Source organism: Ruegeria sp. AK4, from assembly GCF_056541025.1.
On record NZ_JBQFXS010000004.1, the window covers coordinates 158,863 to 181,670 of the forward strand.

The 22,808-nt window shown below is 59.5% G+C and carries 23 protein-coding genes and 1 tRNA gene; 9 read left to right on the forward strand and 15 right to left on the reverse strand.

Features of this window, described 5'->3' with window-relative positions:
- The first annotated feature begins 1 nt into the window (after position 1).
- The 4 genes from ACR0EZ_RS09795 to ACR0EZ_RS09810 all read left to right on the forward strand — a co-directional run bounded on the left by ACR0EZ_RS09795 (position 2) and on the right by ACR0EZ_RS09810 (position 3,062).
- Positions 2-922 (forward strand): ABC transporter permease, encoded by a 921-nt coding sequence (locus tag ACR0EZ_RS09795; RefSeq protein WP_480612564.1) that lies wholly within the window; start codon positions 2-4, stop codon positions 920-922.
- 32 nt (positions 923-954) lie between these two features.
- Entirely contained in the window at positions 955-2,028 is a 1,074-nt protein-coding gene (locus ACR0EZ_RS09800; protein WP_480612565.1) for a BMP family ABC transporter substrate-binding protein, read from the forward strand.
- A 180-nt stretch (positions 2,029-2,208) separates the two neighbouring features.
- The gene (locus ACR0EZ_RS09805) at positions 2,209-2,352 is read left to right on the forward strand and encodes a hypothetical protein (RefSeq protein WP_480612566.1); all 144 of its coding nucleotides are present in this window, start codon (positions 2,209-2,211) and stop codon (positions 2,350-2,352) included.
- 47 nt (positions 2,353-2,399) lie between these two features.
- Positions 2,400-3,062 carry a helix-turn-helix domain-containing protein gene (locus ACR0EZ_RS09810; RefSeq protein WP_480612567.1) on the forward strand — a complete coding sequence of 221 codons (663 nt, stop codon included), beginning with the start codon at positions 2,400-2,402 and terminating at the stop codon, positions 3,060-3,062.
- 262 nt (positions 3,063-3,324) lie between these two features.
- Here the strand turns inward: ACR0EZ_RS09810 and ACR0EZ_RS09815 are convergent, their stop codons facing one another.
- Both ACR0EZ_RS09815 and ACR0EZ_RS09820 read right to left on the reverse strand, forming a co-directional pair.
- Positions 3,325-4,557, reverse strand: coding sequence for an HlyD family secretion protein (locus ACR0EZ_RS09815; protein WP_480612568.1), 1,233 nt, complete (start codon positions 4,555-4,557; stop codon positions 3,325-3,327).
- Positions 4,558-4,560: 3 nt separating this feature from the next.
- The gene (locus ACR0EZ_RS09820) at positions 4,561-4,968 is read right to left on the reverse strand and encodes a hypothetical protein (protein ID WP_480612569.1); all 408 of its coding nucleotides are present in this window, start codon (positions 4,966-4,968) and stop codon (positions 4,561-4,563) included.
- 175 nt (positions 4,969-5,143) lie between these two features.
- Between ACR0EZ_RS09820 and ACR0EZ_RS09825 the strand changes: the two genes are divergently transcribed.
- Both ACR0EZ_RS09825 and ACR0EZ_RS09830 read left to right on the forward strand, forming a co-directional pair.
- Complete coding sequence (locus tag ACR0EZ_RS09825) at positions 5,144-6,217, forward strand: NAD(P)/FAD-dependent oxidoreductase (RefSeq protein WP_480612570.1); 1,074 nt, start codon at positions 5,144-5,146, stop codon at positions 6,215-6,217.
- A complete protein-coding gene (locus ACR0EZ_RS09830) occupies positions 6,214-6,867 on the forward strand; it encodes a DUF938 domain-containing protein (RefSeq protein ID WP_480612571.1) in 654 nt (217 codons plus the stop codon). Before ACR0EZ_RS09825 ends, ACR0EZ_RS09830 begins: the two co-directional genes overlap by 4 nt.
- 66 nt (positions 6,868-6,933) lie before the next feature.
- Here ACR0EZ_RS09830 and ACR0EZ_RS09835 read toward each other — a convergent pair whose 3' ends face one another.
- The 5 genes from ACR0EZ_RS09835 to ACR0EZ_RS09855 form a co-directional block, all read right to left on the reverse strand.
- Positions 6,934-9,441, reverse strand: coding sequence for a GcvT family protein (locus tag ACR0EZ_RS09835; protein WP_480612572.1), 2,508 nt, complete (start codon positions 9,439-9,441; stop codon positions 6,934-6,936).
- Between the two features lie 143 nt (positions 9,442-9,584).
- On the reverse strand, positions 9,585-10,568 hold the full coding sequence (locus tag ACR0EZ_RS09840) for a hypothetical protein (RefSeq protein WP_480612573.1): 984 nt from the start codon (positions 10,566-10,568) through the stop codon (positions 9,585-9,587).
- Between the two features lie 86 nt (positions 10,569-10,654).
- Positions 10,655-12,052: an FAD-binding oxidoreductase gene (locus tag ACR0EZ_RS09845; RefSeq protein WP_480612574.1), complete on the reverse strand. Its 1,398-nt coding sequence runs from the start codon at positions 12,050-12,052 to the stop codon at positions 10,655-10,657.
- A 106-nt stretch (positions 12,053-12,158) separates the two neighbouring features.
- The gene (locus ACR0EZ_RS09850) at positions 12,159-12,530 is read right to left on the reverse strand and encodes a GFA family protein (RefSeq protein WP_480612575.1); all 372 of its coding nucleotides are present in this window, start codon (positions 12,528-12,530) and stop codon (positions 12,159-12,161) included.
- A 37-nt stretch (positions 12,531-12,567) separates the two neighbouring features.
- Positions 12,568-13,554, reverse strand: a complete 987-nt coding sequence (locus tag ACR0EZ_RS09855; RefSeq protein WP_480612576.1) for a 2-hydroxyacid dehydrogenase — start codon at positions 13,552-13,554, stop codon at positions 12,568-12,570.
- A 138-nt stretch (positions 13,555-13,692) separates the two neighbouring features.
- On the opposite strand from ACR0EZ_RS09855, the gene ACR0EZ_RS09860 reads away from it, so the two are divergent.
- The gene (locus ACR0EZ_RS09860) at positions 13,693-14,214 is read left to right on the forward strand and encodes an SH3 domain-containing protein (protein WP_480612577.1); all 522 of its coding nucleotides are present in this window, start codon (positions 13,693-13,695) and stop codon (positions 14,212-14,214) included.
- 7 nt (positions 14,215-14,221) lie between these two features.
- Here the strand turns inward: ACR0EZ_RS09860 and ACR0EZ_RS09865 are convergent, their stop codons facing one another.
- Complete coding sequence (locus ACR0EZ_RS09865) at positions 14,222-14,734, reverse strand: ferritin (RefSeq protein WP_480612578.1); 513 nt, start codon at positions 14,732-14,734, stop codon at positions 14,222-14,224.
- 217 nt (positions 14,735-14,951) lie between these two features.
- On the opposite strand from ACR0EZ_RS09865, the gene ACR0EZ_RS09870 reads away from it, so the two are divergent.
- Both ACR0EZ_RS09870 and ACR0EZ_RS09875 read left to right on the forward strand, forming a co-directional pair.
- Positions 14,952-15,158 carry a hypothetical protein gene (locus ACR0EZ_RS09870; protein WP_480612579.1) on the forward strand — a complete coding sequence of 69 codons (207 nt, stop codon included), beginning with the start codon at positions 14,952-14,954 and terminating at the stop codon, positions 15,156-15,158.
- A gap of 15 nt (positions 15,159-15,173) precedes the next feature.
- Positions 15,174-15,248: transfer RNA gene (locus ACR0EZ_RS09875), tRNA-Gln, on the forward strand.
- A gap of 172 nt (positions 15,249-15,420) precedes the next feature.
- Here ACR0EZ_RS09875 and ACR0EZ_RS09880 read toward each other — a convergent pair.
- The 7 genes from ACR0EZ_RS09880 to urtB form a co-directional block, all read right to left on the reverse strand.
- A complete protein-coding gene (locus ACR0EZ_RS09880) occupies positions 15,421-17,061 on the reverse strand; it encodes a recombinase family protein (RefSeq protein ID WP_480612580.1) in 1,641 nt (546 codons plus the stop codon).
- Between the two features lie 22 nt (positions 17,062-17,083).
- A complete protein-coding gene (locus ACR0EZ_RS09885; protein WP_480612581.1) occupies positions 17,084-17,467 on the reverse strand; it encodes a DUF2924 domain-containing protein in 384 nt (127 codons plus the stop codon).
- Entirely contained in the window at positions 17,457-17,681 is a 225-nt protein-coding gene (locus tag ACR0EZ_RS09890; protein ID WP_480612759.1) for a DUF3489 domain-containing protein, read from the reverse strand. The genes ACR0EZ_RS09885 and ACR0EZ_RS09890 overlap by 11 nt, the downstream gene beginning before the upstream one ends.
- A 411-nt stretch (positions 17,682-18,092) precedes the next feature.
- Positions 18,093-18,800, reverse strand: coding sequence for an urea ABC transporter ATP-binding subunit UrtE (gene urtE, locus ACR0EZ_RS09895; RefSeq protein WP_480612582.1), 708 nt, complete (start codon positions 18,798-18,800; stop codon positions 18,093-18,095).
- Positions 18,790-19,530, reverse strand: a complete 741-nt coding sequence (gene urtD, locus ACR0EZ_RS09900) for an urea ABC transporter ATP-binding protein UrtD (RefSeq protein WP_480612583.1) — start codon at positions 19,528-19,530, stop codon at positions 18,790-18,792. The genes urtE and urtD overlap by 11 nt, the downstream gene beginning before the upstream one ends.
- Complete coding sequence (gene urtC, locus ACR0EZ_RS09905; protein WP_480612761.1) at positions 19,527-20,780, reverse strand: urea ABC transporter permease subunit UrtC; 1,254 nt, start codon at positions 20,778-20,780, stop codon at positions 19,527-19,529. The genes urtD and urtC overlap by 4 nt, the downstream gene beginning before the upstream one ends.
- A 10-nt stretch (positions 20,781-20,790) precedes the next feature.
- On the reverse strand, positions 20,791-22,746 hold the full coding sequence (gene urtB, locus ACR0EZ_RS09910; protein ID WP_480612584.1) for an urea ABC transporter permease subunit UrtB: 1,956 nt from the start codon (positions 22,744-22,746) through the stop codon (positions 20,791-20,793).
- Positions 22,747-22,808 lie beyond the last annotated feature (62 nt).

A 22,808-nucleotide genomic window follows, 5' to 3' on the forward strand; every position in this document is an offset into this window, starting at 1 on the left:
TATGGACCTTGGTGAAATCAATCCCGTCCTTCTGGTCGCCTCGCTGATGGTGGCTGCAACCCCCCTGCTGCTGGCCGCGATCGGCGAGCTGGTCGTCGAAAAGGCGGGCGTTCTGAACCTCGGCGTCGAGGGGATGATGATTGTCGGCGCAATCAGCGGCTTTGCGATCTCGGTCGAGACCGGATCCCCCTGGCTGGGCTTTATCGCGGCCGCCATTGGCGGCGCGGTGCTGTCGCTGCTGTTCGTGCTGCTGACGCAGGTGGCGCTGGCCAATCAGGTGGCAAGCGGTCTGGCCCTGACGCTGTTTGGTCTGGGATTCAGTGCGCTGATGGGCCAGAGCTATGTGGGCATCAAACCTCCGGACATGGGAGAGATCCACATCCCGGTGATCAGCGACATCCCGGTCATTGGCCCGATCCTGTTCCAGCATGACCCGATCCTCTATGTCGGTATCGCGCTGACCGCCGCTGTCTGGGCTGTGCTGAAATACACCCGCGTCGGTCTGATCCTCCGGGCGGTGGGCGAAAACCACGATGCAGCGCATGCACTGGGGTACAAGGTGATCAAAATCCGCTTCATGGCGATCCTGTTCGGCGGTGCCTGTGCAGGCCTGGGTGGCGGCTATATCAGCCTGATCCGCGTGCCTCAATGGACCGATGGCATGACCGCCGGAATTGGCTGGATCGCCCTTGCGCTGGTGGTCTTTGCCAGCTGGAAGCCATGGCGTGTCCTGCTGGGTGCCTATTTGTTCGGCGGCATCACCGTATTGCAGCTTAATTTGCAGGCAGCGGGCGTTGCCATTCCTGTCGAGTATCTGGCAATGTCGCCCTACATCATCACGATCCTTGTGCTTGTGATCCTTTCGGCCGACAAGAGCAGCGCACCTGCCGCATTGGGCCGAACCTTTCATGCCTCGCACTAGAGGCCAACTGTACCAACTTGGGGAGTAACTACATGAAATTCAGATCACTTCTGACGACAGCCGCGATTGCGCTTGGTCTTGCGACCGGCGCCCTCGCCCAGGACAAGACCAAGGTCGGTTTTATTTATGTCGGCTCGATCAATGACGGCGGATGGAACCAGCACCACCATCACTCGGCCAAAGAAATGCAGGAACATTTCGGCGACCAGGTCGAACTGGTGTTTCAGGAAAACGTGGCCGAAGGGCCCGATGCCGAACGCGCCATGACGCAAATGGCGCTGGAAGGGGCCGACCTGATTTTCTCGACCTCGTTCGGCTTCATGGATCCGACGATCAACGTGGCCAAAAAATTCCCGAACGTGAAGTTCGAACACGCCACCGGTTACAAACGGGCAGACAATGTGTCCACCTATTCCGCCCGCTTCTATGAAGGCCGCGCGGTCCAGGGCCACATTGCGGGCAAAATGACCGAGTCCAACATCGTGGGCTATATCGGCTCCTACCCGATCCCCGAAGTGATCCGGGGCATCAACTCGGCCTACCTGCACGCCAAAAAGGTAAACCCTGAAGTCGATTTCAAGGTTATCTGGATTTACACCTGGCTCGATCCGTCAAAAGAAGCCGATGCCGCCACCGTTCTGATCGAGCAGGGCGCTGACGTGATCCTGCAGCACACGGACTCGACCGCACCTTTGGCGGCGATGCAGGAAGCTGGCAACGTCATCGGCTTCGGTCAGGCTGCGGACATGGCGGAATATGCGCCACATCCCCGTGTCAGCTCGATCATCGACAACTGGACTCCGTATTACATCGCTCGCACCGAAGCCGTCATGAATGGCAATTGGGAGAGCATTGACACCTGGGACGGCATCCAGAAAGGCATGGTCGGGATCGGCGAGATTTCCAGTGCCGTACCCGAAGATGTCAAGGCCGAGGCCCTGGCAATGAAAGAAGCCATTGCGTCCGGCGAATACCATCCCTTCACCGGTCCTATCAAAAAGCAGGACGGCAGCGACTGGCTGGGAGACGGCGAAGTGGCGGATGACGGCACTCTGGCCGGTCTGAACTTCTTTGTCGAAGGGCTGGAAGGCGAGATTCCGCAGTAATCGGGCTGACAACTTGAAACAAAAAAGTGGCTCGCGCATCGCGCGGGCCCCTTTTTTGCAGAATAGTCCGGTCTGAAATTCTGATATTTCAAGTATTCCAAAATATTCCAGTTGGCTCCGTTATGCCGATCCGGCAGAAAAGCTACCAACAAGTCGTGTCACACATCAAAGGAGCACGACATGAAAAAGCCGAACCACAATGCAGACATCAAAAACCCCAACAAGGGCTCGCCGGGACAGAACAAGACCCATGCGAAAGCCCAAGGTCATCGCGGTGGACAACTGAACCCGAACCGCAAAACGATCAGTACCAAAAAGTCATGACTTTCGGCCGGGCGCTTTCAGGTGCCCGGCCCACTTAAGGATAAGAAATGAGCGCCAAAAGAAACAACGAGTTTTACGCTGACACTGAAAAACTGATCCGAATCGCATCGGAACACGGGATGCGGCAGACGACAATTGCCTCTCTGTGTAACGTGAGCCAGTCCACTGTCAGTAAGTGGAAGAGCGGGGAACTTCTTGCTAAACGCAAGGATATTGCGCCCTTGCTGAAGAAATTCGGTGAACACCTGCGGCGCACACCGTTCAAACTCTATCAGACTGCAGCCACCCAAGAAGAGCCTAGAAAGTTTGTCCGCGTCGAAGGCAAGTTGATTTTGCGCGAGAAGTTTCGGGGCGTTCCGCAGAATGATGTAACGCAGACGCTGCGCGCCTCGATCCATCGTCAGGGCGCTGATCAGTTTGCTCTGGTTATAGAGACCACACTAGCTCCTTACCCGGAACGCAATAAAATTACGGGCCCGATGCCTCTGATCACGGATCGGCTGGCTGCATGGTTTCTGAACGACACCATTGATGAGGCTGTGTACATTGCGAACCTGAACAAGCTACGAGACCTGGCACTGCGACTCGCAAGTGGCGACAACACCAAACTCTTCCCGTCACTCAAACAACTACCATATCTCGTGACCGAGGCACTGCTCTCCCATGGGTACAAACTGGATGACCTTGTGGAGTTCAGACTCGCAGAGTAATCTGCAACTCCACAACCAAACCGCCCGAAAGGGCAAATTCCGGCAGCGCCTGAAACACAGTCCCTGCGTCAGGTTTGTGAGCTAAACAGCACGCCGCGCGATCCGGCCTTTTGCCGCCGCGCCGCGCACGAACCGTCAAGGTCCGAACGAGACGACCCGAGCCCGAGCCTAACACGCGACGGCAGGCTCTTCACTAAGGGGTATGGGGTGGGTAGCCATCAAGCCGTGGGTCCGACCCACCGCTTGATGGCGAATTTCGGCTTCAATGCCCGCTCAGCACCAGCGTATTCACCGGCATCAGGATCAGGCGCAGGCGCAGGCCTGCGGCGTGGACCACGCCAATCGTATCGACCACATGCAGGAATGCGCTTTCCCAGAAGCCCAGGTCTTCGTGTTCGAGCCGTTCGTGGTTGTCGGTGTAGACATTCGCCAGACAATTGCTGCCCGGCGGGACCTTGTCGGCCATGCCCTTATAGAGCGGCTCCATATAGACGAGGATCGAGCCGGGAACCGTGTTGTTCTGCACATCCCGCAACTCGTCCGAAGGCCGGAACTGGCCCGAGGGGATCACGTCCTGCACCTCGACCACGACCATCGGGATCACGGTGAAGGGCTTGGTCATGCACCCAAGCTCTCCGATCATGCCGGGCTTGATGACCTGTGCGGAAAGCTGGTTGAACGCCGCCTGAAACCGGTCGCGGCCAAGGTTCGAGGGCACCAGAATACCGGCGGGGCGCAGCAGCGGGCTGACATAGTCGCCCACCTGCAGGCCGAACTGTTCGATCCGGCCGGTCACTCCGGCATTGATCACCGTCTTGTCCAACTCGGTCAGGGCCGCATCCAGTTGCGCGTTGGCACTGGCCAGTTGCGCGGGGATCAGTTCTTCGATCTGCTGCACGACCGCAGCGCGTTGCGACTGGGCCGCAACCACCTGCGCCTCACGCTCTTCGACAAGGTTCTCAAGCCGCTCGATCTCGGCCAGACGCACCGCGCTTGAGCCTTCGTCGCGCAGGGTGGTGTTGCGCTCCAGATCCTCAAGCGACTGATCCAGCGCCGCACGGGCACCGGCTATACCGGCTTCCGCCTCGGCCAGATCCGTCTCGGCCACTTTCAGCGAGGCCTGAACCTGCGCAATCTGGGCATGCGCAGCCTCGACCTGAGCGGTCTGGGTGAAATCCTCGATCCGGAAAATCGGCTGGCCCGCTGTGACCTGTTCGTTGTTGCGGACATACACCTCGGACACCCGCCCACCAAGCTGGGGCAGGATCGTCACGGTCCGGAAATAGGATGCGGCGGTGCTGCTGGACGGGTGGAAATAGAACAATGTGGTGATCACGGTCAGCGCCAGAATGGCACAGGTCGTCAGACCCCACCGCAGCTCGTACCACATGGTGAACAGGGTGATCTCGTGCCCGATCCGCTTGCCCTGAACGAAGCGGCGGAACAGGTAATCGGGCAGCACGGTAATAAGCGCGCACATCAGTGTTTCAAGCATGACTTACTGCTCCTGCGGCGCGGTGGGTTCGGGGTCGGGCAGGTCCGCAGGCGGTTCCGGTGCGCGTTGCGGTGCCAGAGATCGGATCGCATCGGCTATCCCGCGCAGCGGGGCGGCAAAGTCGGGGAACTGGAACCCTGCTACCAGAATGGCCGCAACCCAGAACAGCCCGTTATGAGTAAACAGGGCCAAAAGCGCCAGTATCCCAACCAGTTGGAACTGGGGATGGTTGGATTCATGCGCGATCTTTTCCGGGATCGAATGCAGGGTGAAATACCCCACCCCGATCAGCACGATCACGATGACCGTGAATATGAGCATGAATGTAAAAAGAAAATCGCTTCCGTCCGCCTGGGTCACATAGGACGGAATATGTCCTGTGGCCATCGGGTGTAAATCTGCGGTGCTCACCCTGCCCTCCTGCTTATGATGCATCAATGTTTGGATGGGTTGATAGGCAAATTCAAGCCTGCTTATAGTCTGGCACACGCTTATCAGAAGCTTCAGGATTGTTGCGCGGTGCCGATGTTTTTCCATTTCCCATCCGATTTTGCCGGGGCAAAGCCCGCTGCCGGGGCGGAATGACATGATTGATTTTCTTGTCATTGGCGGCGGCATCGCGGGCCTGAGCGCCGGTGCACGCCTGTCGGAGCATGGCCGCGTGGCCGTGCTCGAGGCGGAAGACGCGCTTGGCTACCACGCCTCGGGCCGGTCTGCGGCGTTGTTTGAGAAAAACTATGGTCCGGAATCGGTGGTGGAACTGAACAAGGCCGGTGCCGAATTCCTGAGGTCGGAAAACGGCGGCTATCTCAGCCCGCGCGGGCTGATGCTGGTTGGCACCAAAGAGCAGGCCGAGGTTTTTGCAAAAGATGCCACAGATCTGAACCTGCAAAACATCACGCCGGATCAGGCGATTGCCCGGATTCCGATCCTGAAACCGGAACGTCTTGGCTTTGCCGCCGTTAGCGAGGCGGCCTTTGACATCGACACAGACCGGCTGCTGCAGGATTTCGCCCGGACGATCCGCCGGAATGGCGGTCAGGTTCTGACCAAGCGCAAGGTCAGCGCAATCCGTAAGGCCGCGCATTGGGTGGTCGATGCCGATGAGAGTTATGAGGCCCGTTACCTGATCAACGCCGCCGGGGCGTGGGTCGACGAAATCGCTGCCATGGCGGGTATCCAGCCGATTGGGATCACACCGCGCCGCCGGTCCATGGCCCGCATCCCTGCCCCGGGCGGGCATGACACGGCCAAATGGCCAATGATGCTGGGCGCGGACGAGACCTGGTACGCCAAGCCGGATGCCGGAAAACTGCTGGTGTCCCCGTCCGAGGCGGACCCGGTGCCGCCTCAGGACGCTTATGCCGACGACATGGTTCTGGCCGAAGGTCTGGCCCGGTACGAGGACGTCGTTACCGAACCGGTAACACGGGTCGAGGTCACCTGGGCCGGTCTGCGCAGCTTTGCCCCGGATGGAACTCTGGTACTGGGGCCGGACCCGGCTGAGCCCACATTCGTCTGGTCGGCGGGACAAGGCGGCTACGGGTTCCAGACCTCGCCGGCGGCCTCTGCACTGGTGGCGGCGCTGGTCACCGGAGATACGACAGAGCTCGCCCCCGACGTGGTTGCCGCGTTGCGTCCGGACAGGTTACGGGCATGAACAAGCGGCCTTTGCCTAATCGCGCGGGCAGCGCTGTTCGGGCCGAGGGCGCGCGTCTGGTCGCACCAGCTGCCACGCGAAACTGCGACGCGCTGTGCGATTTGCTGGACAGGACTGCCCCCGCCATTGGCAAGGCGCTGGAAATCGCCAGCGGAACCGGCCAGCACGTGGCCGCCTTTGCCCGGCGGTTGCCGGACCTCTCGTGGCAACCGACCGAGATTGATACGGAACGCCGGGCCAGTATCGACGCCTATTCGGCGGGATTGCCCAATGTCGCCAAAGCGGTTGAGCTGAATGCCCTGGTTCCGGGCTGGCACACTGATCTGGGTGGGCAGGATCTGATTGTCCTGATCAACCTGATCCATCTGATTTCCTGGCCGGAAACCGAACTCCTGATTGACGAGGCCGCCAAAGCGCTGCGCCCGAAGGGGCGTTTCATACTCTATGGGCCTTTCATGCGAAACGGCGCGCTGACGAGCGAGGGTGACATCCGGTTTCACGCAGCCTTGATCCAACAGGACGCCAGCATCGGATACAAGAATGACGGCCAAATTTCCGAGCATTTGGGGCAGTCAGGTTTGCGGGTTCTGGATGTGATCGAGATGCCCGCGAACAACCTTGCCTTCATCGCGGAAAAGCCTGCCGGATGATCCAAACAACAAAGCCCGCCGAAGCGGGCTTTGACTTTGGTCCTGCTGGCAAGGTTGGCCGAATGATCAGCCGTCCTTGCGGATGGTCTCGTTCTTCGGGTCATAGGGGCTGTCGCAGGTCACGACCGCATCCCACAGCTTGTCCTGCATCTTGACCTTCAGCCTGGTGCCCTCGACCGCCAGATCAGGCTTCACATAGCCCATGCCGATGGATTTCCCGAAGGCCACCGAATACCCGCCCGAGGTCAGACGGCCCACGCGCTCGCCTTCGGGCGTATACAGCGCCTCGCGGCCCCAGGGGTCGGCATCGTCCGGTCCGTCGATCAGCAGGGTGCAGCATTTGACGCGCACGCCGGTCTCTTCCAGCTTGGCTTTGCCGTAGAAATCCTTGGACAGATCGACAAAGCGCGGCAGGTCGGCTTCCAGCGGGGTCGCGTCGCGGCCCAGTTCGGTGCCGAAGGCGCGATAGGATTTCTCTTGCCGCAGCCAGTTCTGGGCGCGGGCGCCGACCAGCTTCATCCCGTGTTTCTCACCGGCTTTTTCCAGCAGATCGAACAGATAGTTCTGCATCTCTACGGGATGGTGCAGTTCCCAGCCCAACTCACCGGTATAAGCCACGCGGATCGCATTGACCGGGCACATGCCCAGTTCGATCTGGCGGGCCGACAGCCACGGGAAGCGCTTGTTGGACAATGCGGTGTCCGGATCGGCATCCTTGATGACCTCTTTCAGCACGTCCCGCGATTTGGGTCCGGCGATGGCAAAAACGCCCCACTGGGTAGTCACATCCTGGATCTCGATGTAACCGAACTCCTCCATCTTGTCCTCGGCCGCCTTGCGCAGATAGTCGGCGTCATACTCGGTCCAGGCACCGGCAGAGACGAGGTAATAGTTGTTCTCGCCATTGCGGACGATGGTGTATTCGGTGCGGGTGGTGCCGTGCGCGGTCAGCGCGTAGGTCAGGTTGATGCGACCAACTTTGGGCAGCTTGTTGCAGGTGAACCAGTCAAGGAATGCAGTCGCACCGGGGCCTTTGACCACATGCTTGGTGAAGGCCGATGCGTCGATCAGACCGACGCCCTCGCGGATCGCTTTGGCTTCTTCGACGGCGTATTGCCACCAGCCGCCACGGCGGAAGCTGCGCGCCTCTTTGTCGAAATTGTCAGGTGCATCCAGCGGGCCGAAATAGTTCGGACGTTCCCAACCATTGACCCAACCGAACTGCGCGCCGCGCGCCTTTTGGCGGTCATAAGCCGGAACGGTGCGCAGCGGACGGCAGGCTTCACGCTCTTCGTCGGGGTGGTGCAGGATATAGACGTGCTCGTAGCATTCTTCGTTCTTGCGGGCCGCAAATTCGGTGGTCATCCAGTTGGACGAATACCGTTTGGGGTCCAGCGAGGCCATGTCAATTTCAGCTTCGCCATCGACCATCATCTGCGCCAGATAATAGCCGGTGCCACCCGCAGCGGTGATGCCGAACGAGAAGCCCTCGGCCAGCCACATGTTGCGCAGACCCGGAGCGGGACCAACCAGCGGGTTGCCATCAGGCGTGTAGCAGATCGGGCCGTTGAAATCGTCCTTCAGGCCAGATTCGGCGCAGGAGGGCACGCGTTCGGCCATCGCCATATATTGCTCGGCGATCCGGTCCAGATCCAGCGGAAACAGGTCGGCGCGGAAGCTGTCGGGTACGCCGTATTCGAACCGCGCAGGGGCACCGTGTTCGTAGATGCCCAAAATCCAGCCGCCACGTTCCTCGCGCGCATAGGATTCGTTGTCGGCGTCGCGCACAACGGGGTGTTCGGGGTTGCCAGCCTCACGCCATTTGACTAGCTCGGGGTCCTTGTCCATGACGATGAAAGTGTGCTCGACCGGGATCGCCGGCATCTTGATGCCCAGCATCTTGGCGGTGCGCTGCGCGTGGTTGCCGCTGGCGGTCACCACATGCTCGGCACTGATGACGACCTGCTCGTCCGAAGGCACAAGGTTGCCGCCCTGCTCGACCATCTTGGTGCAGGTGACTTCCCAGTGGGTGCCGGTCCAATGGAAGGCATCGGCCTGCATCTTGCGGACGATATCGACGCCGCGCTGACGGGCGCCCTTGGCCATCGCCTGCGTCACATCGGCCGGGTTAATGTAACCGTCCTCGGTGTGGTAGATCGCGCCTTTCAGATCGCCGGTTTCGATCAGCGGCCAGCGTTCCTTGATCTGGTCGGGCGTCAGCCATTCGTATTTGACGTCACAGGTCTCGGCCGTCGAGGCATAGAGCATGTATTCGTCCATGCGGTCTTGCGTCTGCGCCATACGCAGGTTGCCAACCACGGCGAAACCCGCGTTCAGGCCGGTTTCCTCTTCCAGCGTCTTGTAGAAATCGACCGAGTATTTGTGGATATGGGTCGTCGCATAGGACATGTTGAACAGCGGCAGCAGACCCGCCGCGTGCCAGGTCGAGCCAGAGGTCAACTCATCCCGTTCGATCAGCATCACATCGTCCCAGCCCGCCTTGGCCAGGTGATAGGCAATCGAGGTCCCGATGGCGCCGCCGCCAACAACCAGTGCTTTGACTTGGGTTTTCATAGCCGGGTGTCTCCCCTTGAATTAAGTTGACACCATATGGCGCACTTCGGACAGCAAACGCGACATTCATCCGACCAGTGAGATGAAAAAAACGACCCGCATGTGAAATGCAGGTCGCAAATCCGCCCGTTTCCGTGGCTGATTCAGCCGCCCGAGCGGCAGCGTGTGCTGATCCCGGTCTTGGCGCAGGTCAGTCTGGACGGACCCGATGCGCCTGCATCGGTGACCGTTTCCGCGCCCGGCTGCGCCATGATCAGAGCCAGCGCGTTTCGATACGTCGTCTGCAGGACAGTGTCGTAGTCCGGCACCTCGCCCCCTGTTGCGTCAAGCGTGGCGCCGGGCGCGATACCTTTGACGAAACCGTTGATCAACGCGATATGGTCGTCCGAATTCAGCGTGCGTTCGATCGCCAGGTCGGCGCGGGCCTGAATCATCGCCCGGCGCAAGGCGATCATCTGCCCGGCGATCTCGGGTTGTTGCGCGGGTGGGATTTGCACCGCCTGCCCGATGGTCGGAACGGGGTGTTTCAGCGCGTTGTTCAGCCCGTCGAAATCGAGGTCCCCGAGCAGGGCAAGAACAGCCTCGTCCGATGCGGCGGCGCGGGCACGTATCCGGATTTCGTCGTCGAATCCGACCCAGCCGTCGAATGTGCGAAAGGCCGTCTGGGCTGGCACCTGCAACTGGCCGAAACCGATGCCGCCGACGACCGCGTAGCCAAGGTAGTCAGGCTGAGGTGCAACCTCGCCGTCTGAAATCTCGGCCATTCCGGCCATGACACCTTTGGTTTTCTGCAACTCGGGGCGGGCGGCCTCCAGCCAGATGACATCCGTGCCGTTGTCATAGACCCATCCAACCGCGTCATGCTGACGGTCGAGGTTGCCCCAGACCGATGCGCCACCCCCGGCTGATGGCGCGCTGCGCGACCAGCCTTGGGGGGCTGTAGGCAGAAATGCCAGGGTCTCAGCCGCTGCGACCTGACCGGAAAACCCCATGCGGGACGAGACTGACGCGGCATAGTCCTGCACGCTCAACCCGCCCTCGGTCGTTTTCGCCTGCTGCATGTAATCCAGACCGGCAACCACAAGGCCGCAGACAACGGCGAAGCCAGCAAGGTATTTGGCGCTCATGACATCATCCCTTCCAGTTCCGGTTGGATTCACCAGAAAATCTGGACGATTTCGGGGCGGAATACTGACCTGAGTTGGAAGGGTCTCTAAAGGATCTTGCCCGGGTTCATGATGTTGTCGGGGTCCAGCGCCGCTTTGATCGCGGCCATGTACTGCGTGGCGGCCCCGAGTTCCTTGATCAGATAGGGGCGTTTGCCCTGCCCGATGCCGTGTTCCCCGGTGCAGGTGCCCTCCATCGAGATGGCAAGATCGTTGAGCCACCCGATAAATTCATCCGCCCGCGCGATCTCATCGGCATTGTCGATGTCGATCAGCGGCAGGGTGTGAAAGTTACCATCGCCCACATGCCCAACAATCGGGGCAATCAGGCCCAGCGCCGCGGCCTTGTCCTGTGCGGCACCCACCGCCTCGGCCAGACGCGAAATCGGCACGCACACATCGGTCGAAACGCCTTGCGCGCCGGGGCGCAATTGCAAACTGGCCCAATACATGTCGTGGCGCGCCTGCCAGAGCTTGTTGCGTTCCTCTGTGGTCGAGGTCGCGGCGAAATCGGTGCCGCCGAACTCTCCGGCGATCTGTCCGAAGGTTTCAGCCTGTTCCGCCGTACCGGCTTCCGAGCCGTGGAATTCAAGCAGCAACAGGGGCGTTTCGGGCAAGGTCAGGCCGGAATAGGCGTTGGCGGCCTTGACCGACAACTGGTCCAGCAATTCGATCCGTGCCACCGGAATACCGTATTGGATGGTCATCATCACAGCCCGGCAGGCGGCATCGACGGTCGGGAAGGAACAGCGGGCGGAACTGATCGCCTCGGGGATGCCATGCAGGCGTAGGGTCAGTTCGGTGATGATCCCCAGCGTGCCCTCTGCCCCGATCAGCAGCCGTGCCAGATCATACCCGGCGGAAGATTTGCGCGCACGGTTGCCGGTGCGGATGATCTGCCCGTCGGGCATTACCGCCTCAAGGCTCAGCACATTGTCCTTCATCGTGCCATACCGCACCGCGTTGGTCCCCGAGGCGCGCGTGGCCGCCATACCGCCCAGCGACGCATTGGCCCCCGGATCGATTGGAAAGAACAGGCCCTGATCGCGCAGATGGGTGTTCAGGTCCTGGCGTGTCACACCCGGCTGCACGACGCAATCCAGATCCTCGGCATGCACCGCCAGCACCCGGTTCATCTGCGTCAGGTCCACCGAGACCCCGCCCGCTGGCGCATTCACATGCCCTTCCAGCGAGGTGCCGGTCCCGAAGGGGATCACCGGCACTTTATGCGCGGCGCAGGTTTTGACAATCTCGGCGACATCGTCCGTCGTATGCGGAAACACCACCGCGTCCGGGTTCTGGTTGGTGATCCAGGTGGTGGTATGGCCATGCTGTTCCCGGATCGCAGCGCCAGTTTGCAGCCGGTCGCCGAACCGTTGTTTCAGAATGCCGATCGCGGTTTCAATCCCGGCGTCGTTTCGCGGCAAGTCGGTTGCCTGAACCATTGTCTCCTCCCCGGGCAGAGCCGTCAGTGGGCCGTTTCGTACATGGCTATAAGGCGCGCCGGATCAGGGCAATATCAAACCCGGCTCCCCGCCCTTGATGTCGGGTCTAGTCGCGGTCAGTTTGATAGAGCACCATTCCGGGAAATGCAGGCAACCACGCCTCGCGCCGGATCACCCAGCTTTCGTAACTCGGTTGCAGCTGGTTTGGCTCGTCCAGCGTGCCAAGATGCACCTCGACCTCATCCCCGGACCGGGCAAATACGGGCGACCCGCACGTGGGGCAAAAGAACCGTCCGGCATAGCTGTGGGGTTCACCGGTGACGGTCACCCTGTCCTTCGGAAAAACGGCAGCGGCGTAGAACAAGGCACCATGATGCTTGCGGCAGTCCAGGCAATGGCACATGCCAACCCGCAGGGGCTGTCCGGTTGCCGACAGCCGCACGGCCCCACACCGGCATCCGCCCTCATACCTCTGCATAACGCCCCCCTGCGCCCTCGACGAAGGCGCGATCAGCCTACAACATCGCGGGAACGACCTGATCGGGCGGCCTGTGGCCATCCTCGAAAGTCTTGATGTTGATGATCACCTTCTCGCCCATCTCAATCCGCCCTTCCAGGGTTGCCGAGCCCATATGGGGCAGCAGCACCACATTTGGCAGGTTCCGCAGGCGCGGATTGACGTTGATGCCGTTCTCGTAGACATCCAGCCCCGCCCCGGCGATGTCACCGGACCGGATCAGCCTGGTCAGCGCGTTTTCATCCACCACTTCCCCCCGCGAAGTGTTCACGATCACCGCCGAGGGCTTCATCAGCTTCAGACGGCGGGCGTTCATCAGGTGGAACGTCGACGGCGTCGACGGGCAGTTGACCGAAATCACATCCATCCGCGCCACCATCTGGTCCAGGCTTTCCCAATAGGTCGCCTCGAGCTCCTGCTCGGTCTCGGGGCGCAGCCTGCGGCGGTTGTGGTAATGCACCTGCATCCCGAACGCCGCGGCCCGGCGCGCAACGGCCTGCCCGATGCGGCCCATTCCAAGGATGCCCAACCGGCGTCCGCCGATCCTGCCGCCCAAAAAGGCGGTGGGGGCCCAGCCGGTCCAGTCCCCTTTTTGCATCACGCCCAACCCTTCGGGGATGCGCCGGGTAACGGCCAGGATCAGAGCCATGGTCATATCGGCGGTGTCGTCGGTCAGAACACCCGGCGTGTTGGACACCAGCACGCCGCGCTGCCGTGCCGTCGCCACGTCGATATTGTCGACACCGGCCCCATAATTGGCGATCAGCCGCAGGTTTTCGCCGGCCTGCCCCAGCAGACCGCCATCAATCGTATCCGTGACCGTGGGCACCAGCACATCGGCCTCTTTGACCGCTGCGACCAGTTCATCGCGGGTCATCGGGGTATCATCCGTGCGCAAACGGACATCGAACAGTTCGCTCAACCGGGTTTCCACCGCCTCGGGCAACCGTCGCGTAACGACAACACTCAGACGTTCTCTTGGCACCTCTGCCCTCCCACTGCTTTGCAAACCTTCGCGCGCCATGGCATCGTGGCGCAGGATACGGCGGGGCACAAGAACCCCATGGGCATTGAGACGACCTTTTTTCGCAAGCAGATCAACAGGCACAAGAGCAGACAGTCAGTGAGTGGTCTTTTACCGGTAAAGCGCCTTTGTTTGGCGATCCTGACCGCGTTCCTGTTTGCGCAGGGGCCGGGCGCGGTCGCGGCACAGGACAAGCGCGGCCCGGTGACCAACCTGCCGCTGCCCCGCTATGTCTCGATGAAAGCCGCCGAGGGCAACGTGCGCCGCGGGCCATCCCTGACCCATCGAATCGACTGGGTGTTCAAGCGGCGCGGCATGCCGCTGCAGATCACGGCGGAATACGGCAACTGGCGCAAGGTTCAGGACCGCGACGGTGCCGGAGGGTGGGTCCATTACGCCCTGCTTTCAGGCGTGCGCACGGTTCTGATCGAATCCGAGATGCTGCCGGTCTACGCGCGGCCCGACCCGGACTCGCCGGTCAATGCGCATTTCGAAACCGGAGTGGTGGCGCGTCTGGACACATGCTCGCTGGATTGGTGCAAAATCTCGGCGGGCGGCTATCGCGGCTGGACCCTGAAAGCCAACCTGTGGGGCGTCGATCCGTCGGAAATCCGCGAATAGCTGCTGGCTACGCCTCGGACGGGGCTTCGCCGCCCCGCGCGCCCAGTTCCTGATCCAGCAGCAACAGGTTCCACCGATCCCCGTTGGCCGCCCTGGTTTTGTCGAGGATCTGCCCGAACAGATCCTCTTCTTCGGTCTGCTCGTCCAGAAACCAGTTGAGCATGTTCTGCGTGCTGAATTCCCTGACGTTGTGGGCCAGCTCGAACAGCGCATTGATCTGGGAGGTCACGGCTTCCTCGTTACGCAGCGCGGTTTCCAGCGCCTCGGCCGGTGACCCGTAGTCCGATTTCGGCTGATCGATGCCCGATACCTCGATTCGCCCCCCGCGCTTTGCCATGAAGTCGAACAGGCGCATCGCATGGGTCACCTCTTCTGCCGACTGTTCGCGAAACCATTGGGCGAAGCCCGGCAATTCCTGAGCTTCAAAGTAAGCGGCCATCGCCAGATAGGTGTGAGAGGCAGCAAGCTCGCTGTTGATCTGACGGTTCAGGGCCTCAGCCACGTCCGGGTTCAGTTTCATCGGCAGCTCCCAAAGCACAAGGTTCTCTGACCTGAACGCTAGATAATTTGGCGGCGCCACACAATGAGGTTTATCACTTCCCGATGTTTTACAGGACGTTGGCTGCCGCGTGCCGCGCAATAATGGCATTCATACCGGGACAGAGCGAATTTGCCTTAGCCGCGTCCTTACCACCGGGTCGTTCCAAACTTGCCAATGCAGTGCAGGGAGTTATGGCTTGCAAGACGGCATTATCCCTTTCAGCCACCAAGCCCATTTTGCGCTGAACATCCTGCGAGCGCTCGGCGAAAAGCCACAACAGATTGCTTTGCCATCCTCCGAGCAAGGTCGTCTCAACCTCGACGGGTCGCAGCCCAAAAATAATTTCGAGACCGCCTCAGATTTTTCCCCAAAAGCCCTTGAACCCTGCCAACAACAATCGTAGATAGCCGCTCACCGTTGGGGTGTAGCCAAGTGGTAAGGCAGCGGTTTTTGGTACCGTGTATCGTAGGTTCGAATCCTACCACCCCAGCCACCCACTCCCCCATATCCAGACCGTGCAAGATGTACCCTGAATAGTCGCGGGTTATCTGCGGGTTAGCGTCGTGGCGCAATCGCGCAGACCGTGGACCGTTCCGGCACACAGCCGCAAATCTCCGAAAGTCTGCGCTCGGCATTTTCGCGGTAGCAGGTGTAGGTTTGGTGGATCAGAGAGTCGCGAGAAGCGCGCGCTGGTCCTGCCAGTCTGATGGCAGGGTTCGCGATTTGCACCAGTCAGACGTAAAGCCGAGGGGCTGTTTGCCCGTCAGAACGTCGTGAATGATATCTGGCGCGAGGAAGGCAAGATCAATCATGTGCTGGACGCGTCGTTTGGAGATGCCGTCGTTTCTAGCGATATCGCCAAAGGTATCGCCCGCCTTGATCCGCTCCAGCCAGTGATGTGCGAGCGCAATGTTCCGTATCAAAGCCTCGTCTTTCCCAACTGGAGTTTCGGCCAGAATAATCTTCGTCTCAACGCCACGCTTCCGTAGCTGGAAAGGCGCTTCGAGCTGGAGCGCAATTGCGTCCATTGCATCGATGTCGATATCCAGAGCAACCGCGACGGCTTTGGGATCGAGCTTGAGCATGACTTTGCCCGGCGCAATGTCGATTCGTCCCACGAGCGGCAGGATCTTTTTGCGATCCGGCTCCGAGGTCAGGTCCGTCAGCTTGTTGAGAACCCGGGCGATCTTACCGGCGTCGGACTGTGGGCAGAGGCGCCCTGCAAATGTCGGGCTGGTGAGATGGTGGCGCGCAAGATTGCCGACTTGGGCCTCGAGATGATCCGCCGGCAGGCGCCAGCCATCAAGGTTCTCCTCCCCGCTGCGTGCGATCAACCGGTGCGAGACATAGTAGCGCAAACGGGTACGCTTTTTTGTTCGTGAATGCGACGGCGTCAGACGATCTCCGGTTTCATCGAAGATCTTCCCGCAGAGCAGCGACACGCGGCGCGGCGTCTTTCTCAAGCGTATTCGGGAAGCCATCCCTTGCAGCCTGAGCTGAACCGCGTCCCATCGGTCGGGGGCAATGATCGCGTCATGCTGACCCTCATGCACTTGATCTTTGTGTCGGATGCGCCCTGCATAGACCGGGTTCGTCAGGATGTGATGGATATGCCCGCGGTCGAAGGCGCCGCCACCACGGATCTCACCAGAAGACAGTGTTCTGCGCCGGGTGCGAAGTAACAAAGCGTCGGACTTCACCTTTACCTGCCGGATCGTCCCGTGTTGTTCGTAAAGCGCGTAGAGCGTTCGGATCGTCTCGGCTTCGCACTCGTTAACCTTCAGCGTCCGGCCATCCGGATCATACCCCATCGGCACCTGCCCACCCATCCAGAGACCGCGGCGCTTGGAGGCGGCAATCTTGTCCCGGATCCGTTCCGCGGTCACTTCGCGCTCGAACTGCGCGAAGCTGAGTAGCATGTTCAACGTCAGACGTCCCATGCTTGTCGCCGTATTGAAGGACTGCGTGACCGAGACGAAAGAGGCGCCGGCGGTATCAAGGATATCGACGATCTTGGCGTAGTCGGCCAGCGACCGGGTCAGGCGGTCAATCTTGTAGACGACGATCTGGTCGATCTTCCCATCCCGGATATCCGCCAATAGCTGCTGCAAGGCCAGGCGTTCCAGCGATCCGCCGGAGAGACCGCCGTCATCATACTGTTCTCGCACCAAAACCCAGCCTTCATGTTTCTGGCTGGCGATATAAGCAGCACAGGCCTCCCGCTGGGCATGCAGCGAGTTGAACTCCTGTTCCAGTCCATCTTCCGAGCTTTTGCGGGTGTATATAGCGCAACGGATCTTCTTCATGTGCCGCCCCGTACCTTGCGGGTCAAACCGAAAAAGCGCGGACCCGACCATGTCGTGCCGGTGATATGCATTGCGATGGCGAGAGCGACGGCCAGTCTTTACCATCCATGTGATATCCGCGCTCGGTCACCTCGACTTGGTAGGTCCGTCCGTTCCATTCCCGCACAAGGTACGCGCCGGATCGAAGGTCGCCGCTGCTGACATGTGCAATCCCTTTGCCTTCTGCGATCTTTCGCAGCTTGCGTCGTGTCACCGCCGGTAGACCGCCCGAAGAGCGGCACTGCTCTTCATAAGCCAACGCCTTGCGCATGAACGCTACGGAAAGGTATGGCGGCGGAGGAGTCCCGAAAGCTTCCTGCCAATCGGCAATCGCCAGCGGTCGATCCGGATCCGGCTTACCGGGCATCGGTCTTTTCGGCGCCTGCAGTCTTGCCAGTTTGGGCGGGCATGGCCGAGATCCGGTAGCGCTTGGGCTTGCCATCATATGGCTTCTCGCCCAGAACCTCGTAGCCGGCCTTGCGCAGCCCGGTCAGCGCCGCCCGCGTTGTGTGCGTCTGCCAGCCGAGCTTGTCGCTGATCATAGCCGCATCCGCCCCGGCTTTCCGGGTCAGCATCTGAATAAGTCTTCTTTCTTGGTTTTTGGCTTAGATGATTTTGCCATTTGCACTTCTCCTTTTGGTTCACGCAGGCTGAAAGGAACCCTGCTACCGAGGAGAGCCCGGGGACCCGGGCGCAAAAGGCGCGGCGTAGTGTTGGGTGCGTCGCGACATGGACAGTACCTCTCTATTCGGACCGCAAGTCCAGTGGAAGAATGGCCGCTTAACGCAGAAAGCCGTCATCGGATAAAAATAGTCAGATCACCGCATCGAGCCCAAAATGCTCCAGATCCACGAACATAGGAATACAAAAAACTGCAAGTAATCGGCATTCTATACAGCTAAGTGAGCTAAGAGACGGTATGTGCATAAGTCCGAAGTGTTAAATGCGGTGCGTCAGGCATGTCAGGGCAAAACGGAACCACTATAATGCCGTTAAACAGATACCGCGGACCTTAGTTGTTCTTTGCCAATTTGGCATTTGGAGCCGCGTAGATGAGGGGTGCCTCGCTCGAGAACCAAGAATTCATCGCCTAGCGAATAAGCAAACTCAAAAAACTGCTCGACCAAGATTATGGCCATTTCGCCTTGATCGCGTAGCAGCCCAACGACTTCCCCGATCTGTTTGATAATGTTTGGTTGAATACCTTCGGTCGGCTCGTCCAAAAGCAATATCTTTGGCTTCGTGATCAACGCGCGCGCAATTGCAAGCTGTTGCTGTTGACCACCAGACAAGTCGCCCCCGCGCCGAGAAAGGAACTCATTTAAGATCGGAAAAAGCTCGAAGATATAGCCGGGTATCGTGTGATCGCTGCGGGGCAGGCAGGCGAAGCCGGTTTCGAGGTTTTCGCGAACCGTTAAAAACGGAAAGATCTCGCGCCCTTGCGGTACGTAAGCCACTCCTTTTCTGGCAAGCTCAAAGGAAGTGACATTGCCGATTTTTTCGCCGTTCAGCACATAGTCGCCACCGCTGCGGGGATGCGAGCCGGACATCGCTTTCAACAGGCTTGTTTTTCCAACGCCATTGGTGCCCATGACACAGGTCACCTGACCCTGACGCGCGGTGATGTCGACACCGTTCAAGATCTGGCTGCCTCCATAGTGAAGGGTCAGATCGGAGATGTTTAGAAGTTCAGCGGCCAAGATAAACCTCAATTACTTTTTCGTTCCGGGTGACATGGTCCAACGATCCTTCGGCCAGAACTGACCCCTCATGCAGAACAGTTACTTTGCAGTGGAGGCGGCTGACGAACTCCATATCGTGTTCCACGACGACCACGGCTCGGGTTTTGGCCGCTGCAACAAGGATGTCGGTCGTATGTTTGCGCTCTGCCGGGGTCATCCCGGCCGCAGGCTCATCCACCAGCAGCAATTGCGGATCCTGGGCCAGCAGCATCCCGATCTCGAGCCATTGCTTTTGCCCGTGGCTGAGTTCACCGGCCTTGCGGTCCAAGGCGCTCTGCAGTCCGATTTCCTCGGCAAGGGCGGCGACTTTGTCATGATCTTTCCGACGCGCCCGAAACCGCAATACAGCCAGCGGCGCGCGTTTGTTTTTTTGGGCGAGCATCAGGTTTTCGCGGACGCTTTGATCTTCGAATACGGTCGGGCGTTGGAACTTTCGTCCCACTCCGGCCTGGGCGATCTGGCTTTCGCTCATCGAAAGCAATGAGACCGACATTTCGCCCCAGAGAACATGACCGTCGTCCGGCTTGGTTTTGCCTGTGATGATGTCCATGAACGTGGTCTTTCCAGCCCCGTTCGGGCCGATGACCGCCCGCATTTCGGCTGGGCCGATCTGGAACGTCAGATTGTTGATGGCCTTGAAACCGTCGAAGGAGACGGAAACGCCAGAGACTTCCAGAAGCGTGCTCATTCGTTCGCCTCCTTTTCGCGCAGCGATCCAAGGTCTGGCCCCAGGTTGGCACCATGGCGATCAGGCGCGCGTTGTTTAGTAAACTTGTCGATCAGCCCCCCTATGCCACGGGGCGCAAACAGCGTGACCGCGACAAACGAAAACCCAAGCAGGATAGTCCACCAATCGACCCATTGGATCGTATAGAAACCAAGCGAGATGTCTGGAGCCTGGCCTCCCGTGAACCAGGTTGATAGCAACGAGACAAAGGCCGCGCCGATCACTGCTCCGTACAGCCGTCCACGCCCGCCGATCGCCACCCAAACGGCTAAGTAGATTGACGCAATGGGCGCTATCTCGGCCGGGTTTATGATGCCCGCTTGTGGGTAGTACAAGGCGCCCGCGATACCGCAGATCACGGCGGTGAAGGTGAAGATGAAAAGCTTGTAGGCTTCGACCGAATATCCAAGGAACCGAACCCGGCTTTCATCGTCGCGAATGGCGCGAATGACCGATCCGAATTTACCGGATACCACCCATGCGCAGACGAGGTAGCCGAGCCCAAGCGCCAGCGCCGATGCCCAAAAAAATAGTATTGAAACCGTTGATTGCGGCACCGAGTCCAACCCCGGCAGGTTCTGTAGCCCCGACAAGCCGTTGTTCCCGCGCAACCCGCTGTCGTTCTGGAACAGGTACAGGGACAGCGCCAGCGTCATCGCCTGCGTCAGGATCGACAGGTAAACCCCAGTCACCCGACTGCGGAACGCCAGCCACCCAAAAACAAGCGCCAGCAGACCGGGCACCAGTACGACAGCGGCCAGTTGCAGCGGCAGGGAATGTGCGAAAGCCCAGATCGGGGGGAACTCTGATGCGCCGACAACGCCGAAAATCTGGGTGGCGATACCATCCGAAATTTCTTGTGCTGTCGGCGGCAAGGCAGAGGTCGCGAGGCTGTCGACAACGATAATCTCGGTGCGGGCGTACATCAGCCACATGCCGATGGCGTAGCCGCCAATTCCAAAGAACGCCATGTGCCCCAGCGACAGGATACCTGTGTATCCCCACACCAGATCCATCGCGAGCGCTGCAAGACACAGGCACAGCGTTTTGCCCAGCGTCTTGATAAAACTGGTGGAAATCAGCCCGATGCCAAACCCTTCGCCCAAAACGGTGATGACCGCCGCAAACAGGGTCAGGATGATCAGAAAGATCGCGACAGAGGGATAGCGCAGCACCAGCGGCTTGCATATCGGCTCGGCCGTAGAGGTCATGTCAACCATATCACGCTTCCGCCGCCCGACCTTTAAGCGCAATAATGCCGCGAGGTCGGAATTGAATGAACAGGATGATGAAAAGGATCATGTAGGTCTGCGCCGCCAGGGTATTGGACGGATTGAACCACTCGATCCCCTTTTGCAGCGTTCCGACCATCGTCGCGCCCAGCAGCGTGCCCCAGATGTTGCCAACGCCACCAACGACCACCGTCATAAAGCTCTGCACAATGAAGTCAGATCCCATCTCGGACGTGACTTTGGCGTAAAGCCCGATGGCCACGCCGGCGATGCCCGCGATGCCCGAACCCAAGCCGAACGTCAGCATGTTGATCCGATCCGGGTTAATTCCCATTGAGGACGCCATGCGGGGGTTCTGGGTTACGGCACGCACCTCTAAGCCCAGCCTTGTTCGGTTCATGACGATAAGGAACAGCGCCAGAAACAGCAGTGCCAGAAAGAAGATCGCAATGCGGATGTAGCTGATCGATACGATGTCGTTCAGCACCATCGAGCCGTCCAACCATGCCGGAGCCGTCAGAGGACGCGCCTGCGTGCCAAAGATGTTCTTGGCCAGTTGCTGCAATGCAACAGAAACGCCGAAGGTTGCCAGCAACGTCTCTAGCGGCCGGTGATACAGCCACCGAATGACCAGTCGCTCCAGCAGAACTCCGGCCCCGAATGTCACGAGAAATGCGCAGGGAATTGCCACAAGGATCGAAAGCGTCAGGTCAGGAATAAACAACTGCACCACATAGCCGGTGTAGGCTCCCATCATGATGAACTCACCATGGGCCATGTTGATCACGCCCATGACCCCGAAGGTGATTGCAAGACCAATTGCTGCAAGGAAGTAGATCGAGGCCAAAGACAGCGCATCCAACACCAGATCGGCTGTCTGGTTCAAAGCAACTTGTGTTTCGATGTTGTCCAAAGCAGCCTGCGCAGCAAGGGCGATGGGTAGGGGCGCCGAGACGTAAACCTTGAAAAACTTATGGTTTTGGACGGCTTCAGCAACGTCAGCTTGTGCCACCAGTGGGGCCGCAAGGCCTTGCTGAGCCAACACCTGATACGCGGCTTCTCGTGCGGCGTCCTCGTCAAGGCTCGCGACCTGAACACCAGCAACGGTATCGCCGTTTATGTTGGCGATCAGAGTCTGCTTAATTGTTACCGCATCTACCGGTTCCGGTGCCAACCCATTCGCGACAAGTAAGCCATAGGCTTGGTCCTGCGTTAGCTCGTCTGATCCAACCTCAATGCGAACCGCGCCATCCGGGATTTCGTCTGCGACCTTGATTTTAGAGGAAACCAGCGGATTGAGCGTTGCCCGGACATCGACCCCCAGATCGCCGGCAAACCTGTCAATTGCAGCAAGCCTTGCGGCTTCATCCTCATCAAAGCGAATGGTCAGCAAGCGCTCCAACCGGTCTTTGCGCGCCTTGAGGTTGGCATCTTGTTCCGTTTCGATGGAAGCACGCAGTGCGGACAGATGCGACGCTTCGGCATCTCGCTCAATTGCTGTCAATGCGGCGTCGCGGTTCTTGGGATTGGGATCGTTCAGCTGAAACTGCACCAGCGCAGACGCGATCAACCCGCGAATTCCAGAATTGGGCTTGAGTTGTTTGTATTCCTTCCTGTCGACAACCCCGATCTCGGCCCCGCCAGATACATCGAAAATCTGCAACCCACCGTCGGCCTTTGAGGCAAAGACAAAAAGACCGGTTTCTTTGTTGAACCACATGTCCTTGGCTTGCCAACGTTCCAGAACGGTCTGCGCTTCCGGCAGTCCACTTTGCGCTAACGCACCAATCGCTGGGCCAATCGTTTTGCGAGAGGATTTCTGAATTACGTCCGCATGGGACTGCAAAACCTGTTGCACAGGGGCGTCTGCGGATTGCGCTTGCAAAAACGTAGGCACCGAAAGAACCAGCAGGGCAAGTACTGCCCACCTGAACGGAAGCGTCATTGAGGAAGACCTTTGTATTGAGTCTCGGGGCGCAACTCGCGCGCCCCGAGGAGTTCGGGTTA